This is a genomic window from Emcibacter sp. SYSU 3D8 (assembly GCF_039655875.1).
GTDB lineage: Bacteria > Pseudomonadota > Alphaproteobacteria > SMXS01 > SMXS01 > RI-34.
Map to the genome: position 1 here is coordinate 273,276 of NZ_JBBYXK010000004.1, position 17,825 is coordinate 291,100.

Below are 17,825 nucleotides of genomic sequence, written 5' to 3' on the forward strand. Positions count from 1 at the left end.
TTGAAACACAAACCCCCGCGCGAGGCGGGGGTTCGGAACTCGTGGCGATGAAACCGGCGCTTATTTCGGCGCCATCACCATGGTCATCTGCTTGCCTTCCAGGCGGGGGAAGCTTTCGACCTTGGCCAACTCGACCAGGTCGTCCTGGACGCGCCGGAGCAGATCGACGCCGATGTCCTGATGGGCCATCTCGCGGCCGCGGAAGCGCAGGGTGACCTTCACCTTGTCGCCTTCCTCGAAGAAGCGGTACATGGCGCGGAGCTTGACCTGATAGTCATGCTCGTCGATGCCGGGCCGCATCTTGATTTCCTTGACCTCGATGACCTTCTGGTTCTTGCGGGCAATATTGGCCTTCTTCTGGGCCTCATACTTGAACTTGCCGTAGTCGAGAACCTTGCATACGGGCGGATCGGCGTTCGGCGAAATCTCGACAAGATCGAGTCCGGCGGCAACCGCGGTGGCGAGCGCCTTCTCGATGGTCACAACTCCGACGTTCTCTCCGTCTGCGTCAATCAGGCGAACCTTGGGAACCCTGATCTCATCATTGGCGCGCGGACCCTCCCGGTTCGGCGGCGCCTGCATTGGTGGTCTAGCTATGTAAGTCTCTCCCGTAGTAACCAAATATCAATGTCGCGGCGCACGGGCGTCGCGATGCAAGCCATGAAGATAGGCGCAACCCCCTGGCAAGTCCAGACGTTCAGGCGGGCGGCGCCGCTTCCACGCGCAGGGCAGCGATGACCGCGTCGACACTTTCGACCTTCTGGTCGGCCGAACCGAGCCGGCGCACCGACACAGTCCGCTCTTCGGCCTCCTTGCGGCCGATCACCATGATCACCGGCACCTTGGCGACGCTGTGCTCGCGCACCTTGTAGTTGATCTTCTCGTTGCGAAGGTCCGATTCGGCCCGGATGCCGGCCTGTTTCAGTAGCGCCACGACGTCGTTGGCATAGCCGTCGCCGTCCTGGGTGATGGTGGCGACAACGACCTGAACGGGGGCGAGCCACAGCGGAAACTTGCCCGCATAGTGCTCGACCAGCATGCCGATAAAGCGCTCGAACGAGCCCAGGATCGCGCGGTGAAGCATGACCGGCCGATGCTTGGCGCCATCCTCGCCGATGTAATTGGCGTCCAGCCGCTCGGGCAGCACGAAGTCGAGCTGCAGGGTGCCGCATTGCCATGACCGGCCGATGGCGTCCTTCAGGTGGAACTCCAGCTTGGGACCGTAGAACGCGCCTTCGCCCGGCGAATAGGTGAACTCCAGGCCCGCGGCGGTGACCGCCTCGGCCAGCAGGCGCTCGGCCTGGTCCCAGGTTTCTTCAGTGCCGCCGCGCAGCGCCGGGTCATCCGGACGGGTGGCGAGCTTCACGTTGACCTCGGTAAAGCCGAGATGCTCGTAGACGCTTGCCAGCAACTCGCAGAACGCCTTGGTCTCGCCGACGATCTGGTCGACGCGGCAGAAGATGTGCGCGTCGTCCTGGGTCATCTGCCGGACGCGCATCAGGCCATGCAGCGCGCCATGGGCCTCGTTGCGATGGCAGCAGCCGAATTCCGCCATGCGGATCGGCAGGTCGCGGTACGAGCGGATGTCGTTCTTGAAGATCTGGATGTGCGCCGGGCAGTTCATCGGCTTCAGCGCCATCATCCGCGCTTCGGACGACACGATCGGCTTGTCGTCCTCGGTGCTGGGGATCTCGTCGGGCACCACGAACATGTTCTCGCGGAACTTCGACCAGTGGCCGGACTGTTCCCAGAAGCGCGAATCCAGCAATTGGGGGGTTTTCACTTCCACATAGCCGTGCTCGGTCAGCCGGCGGCGCAGATATTGCTCCAGCGCCTGCCAGATCACATAGCCCTTCGGATGCCAGAACACGGATCCCTGCGCTTCTTCCTGCAGGTGGTACAGGTCCATCTCGCGGCCGATGCGGCGATGATCGCGCTTTTCGGCCTCCTCGAGGCGGAACAGGTAGTCCTTCAGTTCCTTGTCGTCGCGCCAGGCGGTGCCGTAGATGCGCTGGAGCATTTCGTTGTCCGAATTGCCGCGCCAATAGGCGCCGGCCAGCTTCATCAGCTTGAACGCCTTGCCCAGCTTGCCGGTCGAGGGCAGGTGCGGGCCGCGGCACAAATCGATGAAGTCACCCTGGCGGTAAAGCCCGATGGGTTCATTGGCCGGAATCGAGGCGATGATCTCGGCCTTGTAGTCCTCGCCGATCTTCTTGAAGAATGCGACGGCCTCGTCCCGGTCCCATTCCTCCCGTGCGATGGTCTCGTCCCGGTCGACGATCTCGCGCATGCGCTGCTCGATCTTCTCCAGGTCCTCGGGCGTGAACGGCTCCTCGCGGGCGAAGTCGTAATAGAAGCCGTCCTCGATCGCCGGGCCGATGGTCACCTGGGTGTCGGGGTACAGTTCCTTGACTGCCTCGGCCATCACGTGGGCGGCGTCGTGGCGCAGCAGCTCCAGCCCCGCCTCGTCCTTGCGGGTGATGATCGATACCCGCGCGTCCCTGGCGATCGTGCGCGTCAGATCCCATTCCTGGCCGTCGACGAGAACGGCGAGGGCGGCCTTGGCGAGGCCGGGGCCGATGTCCGCGGCCAGTGCGGCGCCGGTAACGGGGCCGTCGAACTGGCGGATGCTGCCGTCGGGCAGGGTAATCTTGACGGGACTGTCTACTGTCTGTTCCATGGTCGAAAAGGTGCTCCGGTGAGAGCCGGGAACCCTAGCCCGATTTGTTGGGGTGTCAAGCCGCCCAAGGCGTTTAGCGCCTTTCTGCGCCGCCTCGCCGCTGATAGTCTCACGCCTGTTTCGTCAAGCCATATATTGAGGGGGCATTTCATGTCGCAGGTTCTGGAGGCGCCATTGGACGCGCCGCGACACGACCGGCTGCAGGCAGGCGGCGACGGCGGCAACCTGCTGGCCATCCATCTCATGGGCCTGCTCCTGACCATCGTGACCCTGGGCATCTATCGTTTCTGGTGGCGCACCAATGTGCGCCGCTATCTGTGGTCCAGCCTCTCCTACAAGGGCGATCCCTTCGAGTTTACCGGCCGCGGGCTGGAGATTTTCCTCGGGTTCCTGATCGTTCTGGTGCTGGTGGTGGCACCGCTGATGGCGGTGTACTTCGCCGGCTACTGGATGGTGAAATCCGGTGACATGCTGCTCGGCGGCACCATCATGGCGGCCACCTACCTGGTCATGTTCGCGCTGTACGGGGCGGCGATCTACCGGGTGATGATGTACCGGCTGTCGCGCACCAAGTGGCGCGGCATCCGTGCGTCGCTGGGCGGCTCCACATTAAGATATACGGGTCTGTATATCCTGAACCTGGTGCTGCAGATCGTGACCCTGGGACTGGCGACGCCCTTCACCACCATCATGATTTACCGCTATCTCCTGAACAATGTCTGGTTCGGCAGCGGGCGGCTGCGGTTCGACGCCGACTGGAAGCCGCTGGTCAAATATTATATCGGCCCGGGCATCCTGCGGATCGTGGCGCTGGCCATTATCGGGTTTGCCCTCTGGCAGATGACCCTGTCGTCAGGCCAGGGAGACGCTGCCGAGCGGGCCGCCGTGCTGCAGGGGCTTGCCGTCATCGGCATCGGGCTCCTGCTGCTGCTCGCGTCCGCCATCGCCATGTACTGGTACTGGGCGGCCGTGATCCGGACCCTGTTCGCCGGCATGGAATTCGAAGGCGTCCGTTTCGCGGCGCCCGTAACCGGCGGCCGGTACGCCCGCTTCATGATGGCCAATTTCCTGCTGGTTCTGGTGACCCAGTACATCGCCTATCCCTGGGTCCAGCTCAGGATCCTGCGGTTCGTCGCAGGCGTCGTTGAAATCCGCGGCGAGCCCGATTTCACCCGGATATCCCAGAACACGGCGGTACGGCCACGGTTCGGCGAAGGGCTTGGCGAGGCGTTTTTGTGAGATGAACGGGTCCTGGGAAGCCACGCTCTATGACGGGCACTCTGCGGCCGGACGCGCCTGCTCCGTCACCCCGGCGGATGGCGCGCTGGAGATACGCTTTCCGGACGGCGCGGCGCTCGCCTGGACCTATACGGGTCTCACGCTGATTTCCGACGAGGGTGACGGCAACCGCCTGGTGCTGGCGCCGGCCCCGGCTGCCGACGAGCGGCTGACGGTTTCGGGGCCAGGCGTGTTCCGGGCGATGCTGGCTGCGGTCCCATCGCTGCGCGACCAGCAGCCGACTCGGGGCTACCGCATGGCCGCGCTGACGGCGGGCGCCATTGTCGCCGTGCTGGCACTGGCGTGGGCTGGCTATCCGCTGATCAAGGACGGACTGGTCGCAGTCTTCCCCGCGGCATGGTCGGACCGGATCGGCGAGGAAATGGTGGCGGACGAGTCCATGTTCGAGCAGCCGTGTCACGGCACCGCGGGCATCGCCGCGCTCGACGATCTCGCGGCCCGGTTGAGCAGGGACGCCGGCTTGCCCGAGCCGATCACGGTGCATGTGCGCTCGTCGGGCGAGGTCAACGCCTTCGCGGCAACCGGTGGGCACATCGCCGTGCTCGATGGCCTGATCCAGCAGGCGGCAACGCCCGACGAGGTCGCCGGCGTCCTCGCCCACGAGATTGGCCATGTGAAGCACCGCCATCCGTTGAAGCGGCTGATCGACGTGGCCGGTATCCAGCTCATCGTCACCGGGATCAGCGGCGATGTGGGCGCCATCGGCACCATGGTGCTGATGCTGAACTATGGCCGGCGGGACGAGGCGCAGGCCGACAGTACCGCGCTCGAGCTGCTGGACAGTGCGGGCATCAGGCCGGGTGGCCTTGCCGAGTTCTTTGATCGCATGGCGCAGAAGCAGAAGGACAAGATCAACTTCACCGGCTTCCTGCGCACCCATCCGCCGCTGGCCGACCGGTCGGCCATGATGCACGGCCACCGGCCGCCCACAGCGGTCCGGCCGGCGCTTACCGACCGGCAATGGCAGGATGTCCGCGCTGTCTGCGCCGGGGTGAAGGCGTCGTCTGCTAGGGGCGAACGGGCGCCGTAACGCTGCTGTAGAGCGCCAGCATGCGATGGCGTACGCCGACCAGCGAACATTGCGCCTCGATGTGGCCGCGGCAGGCCTCGGCCAGCTGCACCCTGGCGGCGGCATCGAGCGCCAGCGCCTGGTCGAGCGCCAGGGACAGCGCGTCGCAATCATCCGGCGGCACCAGCCAGCCGGTGTTGCCGTCGATGACCAGATCGGGTGTGCCGCCCACGCTGGATGCCACCACGGGCCGGCCCATGGCCAGCGCCTCGGCACAGACGCTGTTGAACGCCTCGGGTGTGCTCGAGGGCACCGCGACCACGTCGGCCAGCATATAGGCCACCGGCATGTCCGGTGCGTGGCTGACGAAGCGGACCCGGCCTTCCAGGCCCAGCTGGGCGATCAGCTTCAGCAAGGTCGCGCGGTATTTCGTGTCGTCATCGTCACGGGCGACGATCAGGCAGGTCGCCTGCTTGTTGGTCATCCGCGCCATGGCCTGCAGCAGGATGCCGTGACCCTTGCCGGGCGCCACCCGCCCCGGCATCAGGATCACAGCCGACAGGTCGTCGGAGCGCCAGTCCTGCATCTGGCGCACCAGCTTCTCGGCGCGTACCGCCGCCGGGTCGAACCGTGTCAGGTCGACGCCGCGCGGAATGATCACGATCTGGGCCTCCGCCGCCAGTGCCTTTGGCACCAGCGCCGCCACGAAGTCCGATGCCGCCACGATGGCGCTGGCGTCGGCCATTTCGGGCACCACCCAGTGCTCGGGCGCATGATTCTCGTTGGCGATCGGCGAGGCGACGAACGGCACGCCGGTCGCCTTCGACACGGCGCGCGCCAGCCGGGCGCCGCGCCGGCCATAGGCGTGAATCACGGTGATTCGGTGCATCGTGACCGCCGCCCTCAGCCGCCGGGCGATCCGCCAGCGGGTCATGGGCGAGATCGCCTCGAAGGGCAGCGCCAGATGGATGCCGCCCGACTGCCGGAATTCGCCCACCAGCGAGCCGGGGCGCGAGGCCGCAACGGCGGCGCCGCCCGCACCGATGACGGCGCGGGCGATGTCGACGGCATTGCGCGACGGGCCGTCCGCGTCGAAGCGGGGCAGGATCTGGAGAACGCGGGGCGCTATCCCGGCATTCGGGTGATCGTGAAGGTTGAAGGCGGCCCCCGGTGTTGGCTAGATGGTGGGATGGAACCGTCAATTAGCACCATTTCCGTAAACGGTCACGACCTAGCGTACGAGGCCGTTCCGGGCCGCGCGCCAGGCGTGATTTTCCTGCCGGGCTTCAAGTCGGACATGACCGGCACCAAGGCCGAGGCGCTGCGTGGCCGGTGCATCGAACGCGGCCAGGCATTCACCCGTTTCGACTATTCGGGGCACGGCCGGTCGACGGGGAAATTCGAAGACGGCACCATCGGGCGCTGGGCGGCCGATGCGGTCGCCATCATCGACCAGGTTGCCGTCGGCCCGCAGATTCTGGTCGGCTCCAGCATGGGCGGCTGGATGGCGCTGCTTGCCGCCCGGGCGCGGCCCGAACGCATTGCCGGTCTGGTCGGCATCGCCGCTGCTCCCGACTTCACCGAGGACCTGATGTGGGCGTCCTATCCGGAAAGCGTGAAGGACGCGTTGCGCCGTGACGGCGTCTGGCACGAGCCGTCCGACTATGGCGAGCCCTACACGATCACCCTGCGACTGATCGAAGAGGGCAGGCAGCATCTGGTCCTGCGCTCGCCGCTGGCGCTGCCGTTCCCGGTGCGGCTGATCCAGGGCATGAAGGACCCGGACGTGCCGTGGCGCACGGCGTTGCGCCTCGCCGAGCATATCGACGGCGACGACGTCGAGGTGATTCTGGTCAAGGGCGGCGACCACCGCCTGTCGGAGCCGGCGGACATCGCGCGGCTGGGGACGGTGCTGGAGCGGCTCTCGACCTAGGCCGGCTTCCCAGAATCGCTCATTGCGCGCGTGGCGATGAAACCAGCAAGCATCGCGGCTATCGGGATTGCTTCAGGACCGCCCGCAACCCGTCCCGGTAATTCGGATAGGCCAGCGTCACCCCCAGCTCCCGCTTCATCCGGTCATTCCGCACCCGCTTGCTTTCCGCATAGAAGCTGCGCGCCATGGGCGTCAGGTCGGCCTGCTCGATCGGCGTCAACGGCTCCACCGGCACGCCCAGCAACTCGCAGGCAAAGGCGGTGACGTCCTGCGGCGGCGCCGGCTCGTCGTCGCAGAGGTTGTAGATGGCGCCGGGGCAAGGCTGGATCATGGAGGCGATCAGCGCGGCGGCCAGATCGTCCACATGGATGCGCGAGAACACCTGGCCTTCCTTGAATACCCGCCGCGTGCGCCCGGCCTTGACCGCGTCGATGGCGCTGCGGCCCGGACCGTAGATTCCGGGAAGGCGGAACAGATGCACCGGCACCCGGCCCATCTCGTACAGACTCATCCAGCCCATCTCCGCCTCGGCCCGCTTGCGGCCGCGCGTGGTCGAGGGCGAACGCGCCGTACTCTCGTCCACCCAGCCGCCAGCCTTGTCGCCATAGACGCCGGTGGTCGACAGGTAGCCAGCCCACGCCAGGCCTGGCAGCGAGGCGATGTCCGCGGCGTGATAGCGCAGCACCGGGTCGCCCGACTCGCCGGGCGGAATGGAGGCCAGGATATGGGTCGTGCCCTCGAGCGCAGCGGCGGGGTTGTCGAGGGGCCGGTCGCCGTCGAACAGGAAGACATCGAAGCCCTGCGCCTCCAGCGCCGCCTTGGTTGCCGGTGTGCGGCAGGTGCCGGCCACCTTCCAGCCATCGGCGCGCAGCTGCCGGGCGGCGATCTGCGCCGTGTAGCCCAGCCCGAAGACGAAGAGTCGCTTCATCAGATTCGATCTCCTATATGTTGCCCAACACCCGGCGCGGCCCGAAGCGACCGCGTTTCAGCTTAGAAGCCATTTCCAGAACCTCACAAGGCTCCCACTTGAGAAAGTTTCTTGCCCTGTTGAGCGCCGCTGTCGGCCTCATGTCTTTTCCCGCCGCCGCCGGCAATTATGCGGAGTGCATGAAGCTGGTGGATATGGCGCCCAAGCGCGCCTACGAGTTGGCCGCGCAATGGCGCGACTACAGCGGCGGCATACCGGCCGAACATTGCATGGCGTTGTCGCTGTTCGCCCAGGGAGAGTACGAGAAGGCCGCCGCCATGCTCGAGGACCTCGCCCAGCGGGCGCAGCAACAGGCCAAGGCGCCGTCGCAGCAAGGTCCGGCCGTGGTCAAGCTTGGCACGGACGGCAAGCCTGAAACCCACCCGGAGCTTCTGCCGCCGGGCCTCGCCATCGACCTTCTGGCGCAGGCCGGCAACGCCTGGCTGATGACCGAAAACAACGAAAAGGCATTCACCGTGCTGTCGGAAGCTCTCGGCATGCAGGGCATCAACGACGATCAGGCGGCCGAAATTCTTATCGACCGGGCGCGCACCCGGGTCGAGATGGGCAATCTGGAAGGCGCGGTCAAGGACCTGGACGATGCGCTGCTGCGCGGCGGCCCCCGCAGCGAGGCCTATTCCTACCGGGCCGCGGCGCACCGGGCGCTGGGCCATTTCGAATCGGCCCGCGCCGACATCGACAAGGCGCTGATGCTGGATGCGGAAAATGCGGACGCGCTGCTCGAGCGCGCCAACCTCAATCATGCGATCGGCAACAGCGAAGCGGCCATCATCGACTGGATCCAGGTCATGAAGCTGGCCCCGGATACATTGTCGGCCAAGGCTGCCGCCGACAGCGTCAACAAGGTCCGCGCCCAGCAGGCCGAGGAAGAGAAGGCGCCGCCTAAGCCGTCCACTCCCGCCTTACATCGGGCTGAGATTCCAAAGCCAGCCGCGCCGTCCGAAGCGCCGCCGCCCGCGCCGGCGCCAGCTCCCTGATCGCCCAGACGGCCATCGCCCGCACCAGCGGCGATGGATCGTCCAGCAGCGACTCGACCACGGAGATCGCCGATGCCTCGCCGCTGTTGCCCAGCGCGATCAGCACGTTGCGCACGAACCGGTCGCGGCCCACGCGCTTGATCGGCGAGCCCGAGAACAATGCCCGGAACGCGGCATCGTCCAGCACGGCCAATTCGGTCAGCAGCGGCGCGGCCAATGCGTCGCGCGCATGGAACGCGGCCTCGCGCGCCTCGCTGGCGAACTTGTTCCACGGGCACACCGCCAGGCAGTCGTCGCAGCCATAGATGCGGTTGGCCATCGGTTTGCGGAATTCAGCTGGTATGTGGCCATCATATTCGATGGTCAGGTACGAAATGCAGCGGCGCGTGTCGAGCTGGTAAGGCGCGGGAAACGCGTTGGTGGGGCAGGCGTCCAGGCAGTTGCGGCACTGGCCGCAATGGTCCGCCTCCCGCATGTCGGCGGGCAGTTCGATATCGGTGTAGATCGCGCCCAGGAACAGCCATGACCCGAAGCCGCGCGACACCAGATTGGTGTGCTTGCCCTGCCAGCCCAGCCCGGCCGCCTCGGCCAGCGGCTTTTCCGGCACCGGCGCCGTGTCGACGAAGACCTTCAGGCCGGCGCCCTTGCTTTCGCCCAGCCAGCGGCCGACGCGCTTCAGGCGCTTCTTGATGATGTCGTGATAGTCGCGGTTGCGGGCATAGACCGAGATCACGCCGCGCTCCTTGTGGTCCAGCCGCGCCATCGGATCGTCGTCCGGGCCATAGTTCATGCCGGCGACGACGATGCTGCGCACCTCGGGCCACAGAATGCGCGGGTCGCCGCGCCGGTCGGCCTTTTCCGCCATCCAGCCCATCGCGCCGTGGCGGCCTTCCGCGATGAATCGGGCAAGCCGCCCGGGCAACAGGGGCAAGCTGTCCGGTGTGGTGACGGCGGCCACGTCGAAGCCCTCCGCCAGCAGGCGGTCGATGATTTCCTGCTTGAGGTTCAGAATCGCCGGCGGCTCAGAAATCGAGATTGTCATAGTGGGCGGGCGGCGACAGGCCGGGGATCCGGTCGAGCAGCACCGGGCGGAAACTGGGCCGGGACTTGACCCGCACATACCAGTCCTTGGCTTCGGGATGGCTGTCCCACGGCACGTTGTCCAGGTAGTCGACGCAGGACAGATGGGCCGCGGCGGCGATGTCGGCCAGCGAGAATTCGTCGCCGCCCAGCCAGCGGCGGCGTTCGGTCAGGTAGGCGATATAATCCAGGTGATAGCCGATATTGTGCAGACCAGCGCGGATGGCGGTGCTGTCGGGCGTGCCCATCTTCATGAACCGCTTCATCACCTTCTCGGTCACCAGATTGTCGGTGACCTCGCGGTGGAACTTCTGGTCGAACCAGCACACCAGCCGGCGGACTTCGGCGCGGGTCAGCGCGTCCTTGCCGAACAGGGTCCTGCCCGAGACGGTTTCGTTCAGGTACTCGCAGATGACCGCGCTGTCGGCGATGGATGTGCCGTCGTCTTCGACCAGCACGGGCACCGTCCCGGCGGGATTGAGCGCCAGGAACTCGGGGCGGCGTTCCCATACCGGTTCGATCACCAGCTTCACATCGACGCCAAGCTCGGCCATGGCGATGCGGACCTTGCGGGAGAACGGCGACAGCCAGAGGTGGAAAAGGCGAGGGGTCACGATGTGGAATGTCCTGTCACATGCGGGCCGACGAAGACGGATGGGGCCCACGAACCGTGATGGCCCGCGCCGAACCGGGTAGAATGCATGTGAGACCCTCCCGAGACGGCTCAGACCCTAACACAGATGCTGCAGCGGTCACAAAGCGCTGACTCGCGGTCAGCCCGCTTCAGCGGGCTTCGCGAATTCGCCCTGCCGGCGGTACCGCTCCAGATAGCTGCCGACAACGGACTCGCAGGGCGTGGGGTCGATGCCGAGGTCGCGCAGGGTGGGCGCGGTTTCGTCTACCACATTGTCGTGCTTGAGCAGTTCCACCTGGTCCATGGTCAGCGGTGCATTCGGCAGAAGGCCGGTGAAGAACGCGGCGATCTTGGCGGCGAAAAACGGCACCGGCAGCATCATCCGGTCGCGCTGGATCTCGGCCTGCACCAGTTCGAGAATCTCCCGGAAGCTGTAAATCGTGGGACCGCCCAATTCATAGGTCTGGCCCGCCAGGCCGTCCAGCGTCGCCGCGCGGGTGATCGCCTCGGCCACGTCGCACACATATACCGGCTGGAACCGGGTCTTGCCGCCGCCGATCAGCGGCAGCGGCAGCAGCGGAATGGTGGCCAGGCCGGCGAAGCGGTTGAAGAATGCGTCCTCGGGGCCGAACACGATCGACGGGCGCAGGATGACCGCGCCCGGGAAGGCGGCGCGCACGGCGATCTCGCCCTCGCCCTTGGTGCGGGCATAGGCCGATTCGGACCGCCGGTCGGCACCGATGGCCGACAGCTGGACCAGCCGGCGGACACCTGCCGCCGCGGCGGCCTTCGCCACCGTTTCCGCGCCGTCCACATGAGTCGACTGGAAGTCCTGGTGCCCGGAGGGCTGCAGGATGCCCACCAGATTGACGACGGCGTCGGCGCCATCGACCGCACGCGCCACCGAGGCGGCGTTGCGGATGTTGGTCTGCAGCAGCTGAATCTGCCCCACATCGCCCATGGGCTTGAGGAACAGCGCTTCATTGGGGTGGCGCACGGCCACCCGGATGCGATGTTTTTGCCTGGCAAGCAGGCGCACGACATACCGGCCGATGAAGCCGGAGCCGCCGATCACCGTAACGAGGTCACGTGTCATTGAGTCTCTGTTCGCGCGGAGATGGAGTTCGACGCTAAAATACCGTCCGACCGCAGGATTGCTACCGGAAACTTCCCGGCGCGGGGCGCATGACGGATGTGTTGCACTTTCCCTGCGATTGGATTGTTGACAAGCACCGTGCCGGGCAATAGGAACTGCGTCCACCGTGACAGACACGGAGTTGCCCAGGTGGCGGAATTGGTAGACGCGCTAGCTTCAGGTGCTAGTGATCGCAAGGTCGTGGAGGTTCGAGTCCTCTCCTGGGCACCAATCGCCGAAGTTTCTTCGGCCCGCAGAATGTTTCTCCCATGACCATTACGTTGCATCGCGGCGATTTGCCGTCCAGCCTGGGCTTCGGCTCCTCCGTTGCGATCGACACCGAAACCATGGGGCTGAGGCCCGGACGCGACCGGCTTTGCCTGGTGCAGCTGTCCTCGGGTGACGGCACTGCCCATCTGGTGCAGATTCCGCAGGGCGAGGTGAGCGCACCCAACCTGACCGCGTTGCTGGCCGACCCGGCGGTACTCAAGCTGTTCCATTTCGCGCGCTTCGATCTGGCGGCTCTGTTCGGCCGGCTGGGCGTGATGCCGCAGCCGGTCTATTGCACCAAGATCGCGTCGCGGCTGGTTCGCACCTACACCGACCGCCATGGCCTCAAGGAATTGTGCCGCGAGTTGCTGAGCGTCGACATGTCCAAACAGCAGCAGAGCTCCGATTGGGGCGCCGCCGACCTGAGCGAGGCGCAGCTCGCCTATGCGGCATCGGACGTCCTCTACCTGCACGCGCTCAAGGCTCGGCTGGACGTCATGCTGGCGCGGGAAGACCGCACCGCCATGGCGCAGGCCTGCTTTGATTTTCTCCCCATGCGTGCCAGGCTCGACCTAGCCGGCTGGGCGGAAGAGGACATCTTCGCCCACGCGTGAGCGCGCCGTGCGCCTTGATCGTCATGCCCGTTCCCCATAGATAGTGGCTCTGATGAAAGACGCCCTATCTATAACGGGGCGGCGACCGGCTGGAGAACACCTTGGAGCAGCGCTACGACCTCCTCGTTTATCGAGAGGATCGCTACAGCCGCTATGTGCGGATGATGAAGCGCGCGCTTCCCGCGGGCGCTGCTCTGCTGCTCGCGGGCATTCTGATCGTGCCCGCCATCCGCGGATCGAGCAGCGGGTTCACCCTGGCATTCTCCGAGCTCAAGGATTCCGATGACAAGGCGCGCATGATTTCGCCGCGATTCGTCGGCACGGATACCGAAGACCGTACATTTTCGGTATCTGCCAATTCGGCCTATCACGACGCGTCCAACGACGAACTGGTGATGCTCGAGACCATATCTGCCGACCTGAAGTCGAAGGACGGATCGTGGGTCACGGTCGATGCCCCGGTTGGCACGTTCCACACCAGGTCCGAGGTTCTGGATTTGACGGGACAAGTGAATGTATTCTCGGATTCGGGCATGGAGGTTCATACGCCGAAGCTGACAATGCATCTGTCCGAGGGGACGGGCACCAGCGACGAGGCGGTTCATGGCCAAGGTCCGTTCGGCAAGTTCCAGGCGGGCGGGCTCGACGTCGACACCAAGACGGAAAACATAACATTGCGCGATGGGGTCAAGATGACTGTCTATCCCCGCGCGGTCGACTGAGGCGACAAGATGCCCAATTGGAAATCACAGGGATACAGACTGGCGCTGGCATGCGCGCTCGCGGCGTCGGTCGCCGTGCCGATGGCGATGGCGGCCAAGACCGGCTTCAGTTCGCACGACGCGAACGATCCCATCCAGTTCTCGGCTGACCGGCTGGAAATCCAGAAGGAAGGCTCCGTCGCCATGTTCCTTGGCAAGGTCGAGGCCATCCAGGGTGACATGACCCTGCTGAGCGACGAGGTCCGGGTCTATTACCAGACCGGCGGCGGGAACCAGGGCGGGGTCTCCGGCGGTCTGACCGGGTCGGTCACCCGGATCGATTCCCGCGGCAATGTGCGGATTACCTCGCGCGGCGACACCGCGCAGGGCGACTGGGCGGTCTATGACGTGGGCCGCCAGCTGGTCACCATGGGGGGCAGGGTGGTGCTGCACCAGGGCGGCAGCGTGGTGCGCGGCAGCCGGCTGGAGCTCAACCTGGATTCGGGCCAGGCCCGTGTCCAGGGCATGGCGAGCACGCAGGGCGACCAGCGGGTGCGGGGCGAATTCACGCCCGCGACAAAAAGCAAGGAGGGGACATCCGGCACCGGGCCGGATGCCGCTCCGAAGCAGAACTAAGGCGGTCCATTGACCAACGAAGGCAAGCTCAAGCCCGGCGATCTGTTCGAGCAGAATCCGTCCAGGGTGTTCGACACCATCGCCGCCACGGTGCGCGATGACAGTGTCGCGCCGCAGCCGGTCGATCCCGAGCGCCGCCGCGAAGGCCTGTTCATCTCCGGCATCAGCAAGAGTTTCAAGGGCCGCCCGGTGCTCAAGGGCATCAGCCTCGACGTGCACCGCGGCGAGGTTGTCGGCCTGCTGGGGCCGAACGGCGCCGGCAAGACCACGTGCTTCTATTCCATTGTCGGCCTGATCCGGCCGGACGCCGGCGAGATCGTGCTTGATGGCCTCGACGTCACCTCGCTGCCCATGTATCGCCGCTCTCGGCTGGGCATCGGCTATTTGCCGCAGGAAGCATCGATCTTTCGCGGCATGTCGGTCGAGAACAATATCATGGCGGTGCTTGAACTGTCCGAGCCCGACCGGCGGTTGCGCGAGGAACGGCTCGACAACCTGCTCAGCGAATTCAGCATCCAGCGGCTGCGGCACGCGCCGGCTCTGTCACTGTCGGGCGGCGAGCGGCGCCGGGTCGAGATCGCGCGCAGCCTTGCCGGCAACCCCAACATCATCTTGCTCGACGAACCGTTCGCCGGTATCGACCCCATCGCCATCGGCGACATCCGCGACCTGGTCGCCCATCTGAAGGACCGTGGAATCGGCGTGCTGATCACCGATCACAACGTTCGGGAAACCTTCGACATCACCGACCGGGCGTATATTATCTACGACGGGACCGTGCTGATGAGCGGTACGCCCGATGAGATTGTCGCCAACGAGGACGTCCGCCGGGTGTATCTGGGAGAGAGATTTATCCGGTGATCCCGCGCATGCTGCCACCTGGCGGCGCCAGGCCAGCCGGCAGGTGGAGTTGAATGGCAACCGGATTGCGGCAAGTCCTGCGACAAGGCCAGCAACTGGTCATGACGCAACAATTGCAGCAGGCCATCAAGCTGCTCCAGCTGTCCAGTATCGACCTCGTCGCCTTCGTTGAGGAGCAGGTCGAATCCAATCCCTTGCTGGAATTCGACTACGGACCTGCCGATGCCGCGTCCCCGCCCGAGACCGGGCCCGCCGCGCTAGCACCGGCCGACGGCGGCGATGCGCCGCTCGACAGCCGGTACGACAACGTTTTCACCAATGACGACCGCGACATGGCGCCCGCGCCGCCAGTCGATGACGGCATCCAGGCGCTGCCCGCCAGCCCCTGGACAACGAGCTCGGGCGGCGGCGACACCGGTCCCGGGCTGGACGCCACCGCGCGCCTTGCCGTCCCGACCACGCTGCGCGGCCACCTGTCGGACCAGCTCGGCATGACCGTGGACGACGGCCGGATGATGATGATCGGCCGCTACCTGATCGACCTGGTGGATGATGCCGGGTATCTCCGCGAGGCACTGACCGACGTTTCCGACCGGTTGGGCTGCACGGTCGCCGACGTTGAAGAGACCCTGGCATTGCTGCAGCAGTTCGACCCGCCGGGCGTGTGCGCCCGCGATCTGGCCGAATGCCTGGCGCTTCAGCTGAAGGACCGGAACCGGTATGACCCGGCGATGGAGACCCTCGTGGCCAATCTGACGGCGCTTGCCGATGGCCGTACCGACTGGCTCAAGCGCCAGTGCGGCGTCAGCGACGAGGATTTCGCCGACATGCTGATGGAATTGCGGGCGCTCGATCCCAAACCCGGCCTGGCGTTCGACCGCCCCCACGCGGACGTGGTGGTGCCGGATGTGCTGATCTCGTACCGGGGCGACGGCGCCTGGGGCGTCGAACTGAACGCCGATGTGCTGCCAAGGGTGCTGGTCAATGCCCACTATTATGCCGAGGTGCGCGGCGCGAGCCGGTCCAAGCACGACCGGGCGTATCTCTCCGACTGTTTCAGCAACGCCAGCTGGCTGGCGAAAGCGCTCGACCAGCGCGCCAAGACCATCCTCAAGGTCGCGAGCGAACTGGTGCGGCGGCAGGAGGGATTCTTCACCCACGGCGTATCGCATTTGCGGCCGCTGAATCTGAAACAGGTGGCCGACGCCATCGGCATGCACGAAAGCACCGTAAGCCGCGTCACGGCCGGCAAGTATCTGGCGTGCCCGCGCGGCACGTTCGAGCTGAAATACTTCTTCACGGCGGCGATTTCGGCGACCGGCGGCGGCGATTCCCATTCTGCCGAAGCCGTTCGCCACCGCATTCGGGAATTGATCGACGGCGAGGATCCCAGGGCGGTCCTGTCCGACGACAAGATCGTCGAAATGCTGGTCGACGCCGACATAGACATCGCGCGCCGGACCGTCGCGAAGTACCGTGAAGCCATGCATATCCCGTCGTCCGTCCAGCGGCGGCGCCTCAAGTCGGGACGGTAAGGCGGCGTGTTTGACAGCAACGGGCGACATCACTATGGTCCGCGCCTCTCGACGGGCACACCTATCCTTCGGGAGAGGGAAGTGGCACGTCCCGGAACTTGGGCCGAAGATCACAAGGTGTAGCGAGCAGCATGGAAATTCAGGTAAACGGCAAGCAGATCGATATCGGTGACGCGCTGCGCGAGCAGGTGACGGACCGGATTGAGGAGCGCGTCAGCAAGTACTTCGATCGCGCCGTGGATGCGCACGTCACGTTCTCGCGCGACGCGCATCTGATCCGGGTCGATTGTTCCGTACATGCGGGCCACGCGATTGTCATGCAGAGCCACGCCTCGGCCGCGGAACCCTATGCCGCGTTCGACCAGGCGCTTGATCGCATCGAGACCCGCCTGCGACGCTACAAGCGCCGTCTGCGCAATCATCATGCCGCCGCAAAGGCGTCGGCCGAACTGGTGGCGGCGGCCAGCTATGTGCTCGAGGCCGAGGAAGAGGGCAGCGAGGAGCCCGAAGATCTTCAGCCCCTCATCATCGCCGAGACGAAGATGGAAATACCCACGACAACGGTCGGCGGCGCGGTGATGCGGCTTGATCTGTCCGACGCGCCGGTCATGATGTTCCGTAACTCGGCACATGGCCGGTTGAACGTTGTCTACCGCCGTCCAGACGGCAACATCGGTTGGATTGACCCGCAAAGCCAGAGCTAGGCCGCGCGGAGTGCACCTGTCCCGCTGACGAACGGATGCGCCATGGAAATTCAAGACCTCCTATCGCCAGATTCCGTCTATTCCGGGCTCAAGGCCAGTAGCAAGCGCCAGGCGCTGCAGGAATTGGCGGAGCGTGCCTCCACCATCACCGGCATACCTGCGCGTGAAATCCTCGAGACCATATTGGGCCGGGAACGCCTCGGCACCACCGGGGTTGGCCAGGGTGTCGCCATTCCCCATGGGCGGCTCGAAAAGGTCGACAGGCTCCACGGCCTGTTCGCCCGGCTGGACGATCCTATCGACTTCGAATCCATCGATGACCAGCCCGTCGACCTGATTTTCATGCTGCTGGCACCGGAAAGCGCCGGTGCGGACCATCTCAAGGCTCTCGCCAAGGTGTCACGCCTGCTCCGCGACCGGGCCATGTGCGACAAGCTGCGCGGCGCCGACGGGGCTGCGGCGCTCTATGCGTTGCTCACGCAGAATCCGGCCCAGACCAACGCGGCCTGAGCCGGAAACGATTTCACGCCAAATTGATGATGCCGGTCAGTGGACGCTGACCACCGTCATGTCGTGCTGGAGCGCGGCTGCGCGGGCCATTTCGGGGCTTTCCATCAGTCCGATGGCCTGGCCGGCCGCGGTATGCACGGCGAACGCCACGACTCCGTCCTGCACGATGGGGCGCAGATATACGGTGTTTTCGGCACCCAGGGCCGCGAAGGCCTCCGGGGTCATGTGCTTCAGTACTTCAGTCGTAGTCATTAGACCT

Annotated in this window: 19 protein-coding genes and 1 tRNA gene; 12 read left to right on the forward strand and 8 right to left on the reverse strand. The window is 65.6% G+C overall.

The window, feature by feature from the left end:
- Positions 1 to 60: 60 nt before the first annotated feature.
- Positions 61 to 582: a translation initiation factor IF-3 gene (gene infC, locus WJU21_RS15260; protein ID WP_346324314.1), complete on the reverse strand. Its 522-nt coding sequence runs from the start codon at positions 580 to 582 to the stop codon at positions 61 to 63.
- A gap of 115 nt (positions 583 to 697) precedes the next feature.
- Positions 698 to 2,680, reverse strand: coding sequence for a threonine--tRNA ligase (thrS, locus tag WJU21_RS15265; RefSeq protein WP_346324315.1), 1,983 nt, complete (start codon positions 2,678 to 2,680; stop codon positions 698 to 700).
- A gap of 150 nt (positions 2,681 to 2,830) precedes the next feature.
- Here thrS and WJU21_RS15270 point away from each other — a divergent pair, with 150 nt between their 5' ends.
- Both WJU21_RS15270 and WJU21_RS15275 read left to right on the forward strand, forming a co-directional pair.
- Positions 2,831 to 3,919, forward strand: a complete 1,089-nt coding sequence (locus WJU21_RS15270; protein WP_346324316.1) for a YjgN family protein — start codon at positions 2,831 to 2,833, stop codon at positions 3,917 to 3,919.
- A gap of 1 nt (position 3,920) precedes the next feature.
- Entirely contained in the window at positions 3,921 to 5,009 is a 1,089-nt protein-coding gene (locus WJU21_RS15275) for a M48 family metallopeptidase (protein WP_346324317.1), read from the forward strand.
- On the opposite strand, the gene WJU21_RS15280 is transcribed toward WJU21_RS15275, so the two are convergent.
- Positions 4,987 to 5,985, reverse strand: coding sequence for a glycosyltransferase (locus tag WJU21_RS15280; RefSeq protein WP_346324318.1), 999 nt, complete (start codon positions 5,983 to 5,985; stop codon positions 4,987 to 4,989). The genes WJU21_RS15275 and WJU21_RS15280 overlap by 23 nt on opposite strands.
- On the opposite strand from WJU21_RS15280, the gene WJU21_RS15285 reads away from it, so the two are divergent.
- Positions 5,953 to 6,921, forward strand: a complete 969-nt coding sequence (locus WJU21_RS15285) for an alpha/beta hydrolase (protein ID WP_346324319.1) — start codon at positions 5,953 to 5,955, stop codon at positions 6,919 to 6,921. The genes WJU21_RS15280 and WJU21_RS15285 overlap by 33 nt on opposite strands.
- Before the next feature lie 58 nt (positions 6,922 to 6,979).
- Here WJU21_RS15285 and WJU21_RS15290 read toward each other — a convergent pair whose 3' ends face one another.
- The gene (locus tag WJU21_RS15290; RefSeq protein WP_346324320.1) at positions 6,980 to 7,849 is read right to left on the reverse strand and encodes an SDR family oxidoreductase; all 870 of its coding nucleotides are present in this window, start codon (positions 7,847 to 7,849) and stop codon (positions 6,980 to 6,982) included.
- Positions 7,850 to 7,947: 98 nt separating this feature from the next.
- On the opposite strand from WJU21_RS15290, the gene WJU21_RS15295 reads away from it, so the two are divergent.
- Positions 7,948 to 8,886, forward strand: coding sequence for a tetratricopeptide repeat protein (locus WJU21_RS15295; protein ID WP_346324321.1), 939 nt, complete (start codon positions 7,948 to 7,950; stop codon positions 8,884 to 8,886).
- On the opposite strand, the gene queG is transcribed toward WJU21_RS15295, so the two are convergent.
- From queG to WJU21_RS15310, 3 genes are all read right to left on the reverse strand, one after another.
- Positions 8,792 to 9,928 (reverse strand): tRNA epoxyqueuosine(34) reductase QueG, encoded by a 1,137-nt coding sequence (gene queG / locus WJU21_RS15300; protein WP_346324322.1) that lies wholly within the window; start codon positions 9,926 to 9,928, stop codon positions 8,792 to 8,794. The two genes, WJU21_RS15295 and queG, sit on opposite strands and share 95 nt — an antisense overlap.
- A complete protein-coding gene (locus tag WJU21_RS15305; RefSeq protein WP_346324323.1) occupies positions 9,909 to 10,580 on the reverse strand; it encodes a glutathione S-transferase family protein in 672 nt (223 codons plus the stop codon). The genes queG and WJU21_RS15305 overlap by 20 nt, the downstream gene beginning before the upstream one ends.
- A 159-nt stretch (positions 10,581 to 10,739) precedes the next feature.
- Entirely contained in the window at positions 10,740 to 11,696 is a 957-nt protein-coding gene (locus tag WJU21_RS15310; RefSeq protein WP_346324324.1) for a complex I NDUFA9 subunit family protein, read from the reverse strand.
- 183 nt (positions 11,697 to 11,879) lie between these two features.
- On the opposite strand from WJU21_RS15310, the gene WJU21_RS15315 reads away from it, so the two are divergent.
- The 8 genes from WJU21_RS15315 to ptsN all read left to right on the forward strand — a co-directional run bounded on the left by WJU21_RS15315 (position 11,880) and on the right by ptsN (position 17,566).
- A tRNA-Leu gene (locus WJU21_RS15315) sits at positions 11,880 to 11,966 on the forward strand.
- Between the two features lie 38 nt (positions 11,967 to 12,004).
- Entirely contained in the window at positions 12,005 to 12,619 is a 615-nt protein-coding gene (locus tag WJU21_RS15320) for a ribonuclease H-like domain-containing protein (RefSeq protein WP_346324325.1), read from the forward strand.
- 101 nt (positions 12,620 to 12,720) lie between these two features.
- Positions 12,721 to 13,341: an LPS export ABC transporter periplasmic protein LptC gene (lptC, locus tag WJU21_RS15325; RefSeq protein ID WP_346324326.1), complete on the forward strand. Its 621-nt coding sequence runs from the start codon at positions 12,721 to 12,723 to the stop codon at positions 13,339 to 13,341.
- A 9-nt stretch (positions 13,342 to 13,350) separates the two neighbouring features.
- Entirely contained in the window at positions 13,351 to 13,956 is a 606-nt protein-coding gene (locus WJU21_RS15330; protein WP_346324327.1) for an LptA/OstA family protein, read from the forward strand.
- A gap of 90 nt (positions 13,957 to 14,046) precedes the next feature.
- Positions 14,047 to 14,817 (forward strand): LPS export ABC transporter ATP-binding protein, encoded by a 771-nt coding sequence (lptB, locus tag WJU21_RS15335; protein ID WP_346324456.1) that lies wholly within the window; start codon positions 14,047 to 14,049, stop codon positions 14,815 to 14,817.
- A gap of 53 nt (positions 14,818 to 14,870) precedes the next feature.
- A complete protein-coding gene (gene rpoN, locus WJU21_RS15340; protein WP_346324328.1) occupies positions 14,871 to 16,352 on the forward strand; it encodes an RNA polymerase factor sigma-54 in 1,482 nt (493 codons plus the stop codon).
- A gap of 131 nt (positions 16,353 to 16,483) precedes the next feature.
- On the forward strand, positions 16,484 to 17,056 hold the full coding sequence (gene raiA, locus WJU21_RS15345; RefSeq protein WP_346324329.1) for a ribosome-associated translation inhibitor RaiA: 573 nt from the start codon (positions 16,484 to 16,486) through the stop codon (positions 17,054 to 17,056).
- A 42-nt stretch (positions 17,057 to 17,098) separates the two neighbouring features.
- Entirely contained in the window at positions 17,099 to 17,566 is a 468-nt protein-coding gene (gene ptsN, locus WJU21_RS15350; RefSeq protein ID WP_346324330.1) for a PTS IIA-like nitrogen regulatory protein PtsN, read from the forward strand.
- A gap of 36 nt (positions 17,567 to 17,602) precedes the next feature.
- Here the strand turns inward: ptsN and WJU21_RS15355 are convergent, their stop codons facing one another.
- Complete coding sequence (locus WJU21_RS15355; RefSeq protein ID WP_346324331.1) at positions 17,603 to 17,818, reverse strand: DUF1150 family protein; 216 nt, start codon at positions 17,816 to 17,818, stop codon at positions 17,603 to 17,605.
- Positions 17,819 to 17,825 lie beyond the last annotated feature (7 nt).

Excerpts from the sequence above, each read along its gene's own strand:
- ptsN (WP_346324330.1), top strand. The coding sequence starts at position 17,099 with ATGGAAATTCAAGACCTCCTATCGCCAGATTCCGTCTATTCCGGGCTC.
- infC (WP_346324314.1), bottom strand. The coding sequence starts at position 582 with ATGCAGGCGCCGCCGAACCGGGAGGGTCCGCGCGCCAATGATGAGATC.
- thrS (WP_346324315.1), bottom strand. The coding sequence starts at position 2,680 with ATGGAACAGACAGTAGACAGTCCCGTCAAGATTACCCTGCCCGACGGC.
- WJU21_RS15290 (WP_346324320.1), bottom strand. The coding sequence starts at position 7,849 with ATGAAGCGACTCTTCGTCTTCGGGCTGGGCTACACGGCGCAGATCGCC.
- WJU21_RS15270 (WP_346324316.1), top strand. The coding sequence starts at position 2,831 with ATGTCGCAGGTTCTGGAGGCGCCATTGGACGCGCCGCGACACGACCGG.
- rpoN (WP_346324328.1), top strand. The coding sequence starts at position 14,871 with ATGGCAACCGGATTGCGGCAAGTCCTGCGACAAGGCCAGCAACTGGTC.
- WJU21_RS15285 (WP_346324319.1), top strand. The coding sequence starts at position 5,953 with ATGGATGCCGCCCGACTGCCGGAATTCGCCCACCAGCGAGCCGGGGCG.
- WJU21_RS15275 (WP_346324317.1), top strand. The coding sequence starts at position 3,921 with ATGAACGGGTCCTGGGAAGCCACGCTCTATGACGGGCACTCTGCGGCC.
- WJU21_RS15320 (WP_346324325.1), top strand. The coding sequence starts at position 12,005 with ATGACCATTACGTTGCATCGCGGCGATTTGCCGTCCAGCCTGGGCTTC.
- WJU21_RS15330 (WP_346324327.1), top strand. The coding sequence starts at position 13,351 with ATGCCCAATTGGAAATCACAGGGATACAGACTGGCGCTGGCATGCGCG.
- WJU21_RS15355 (WP_346324331.1), bottom strand. The coding sequence starts at position 17,818 with ATGACTACGACTGAAGTACTGAAGCACATGACCCCGGAGGCCTTCGCG.
- raiA (WP_346324329.1), top strand. The coding sequence starts at position 16,484 with ATGGAAATTCAGGTAAACGGCAAGCAGATCGATATCGGTGACGCGCTG.
- WJU21_RS15310 (WP_346324324.1), bottom strand. The coding sequence starts at position 11,696 with ATGACACGTGACCTCGTTACGGTGATCGGCGGCTCCGGCTTCATCGGC.
- queG (WP_346324322.1), bottom strand. The coding sequence starts at position 9,928 with ATGACAATCTCGATTTCTGAGCCGCCGGCGATTCTGAACCTCAAGCAG.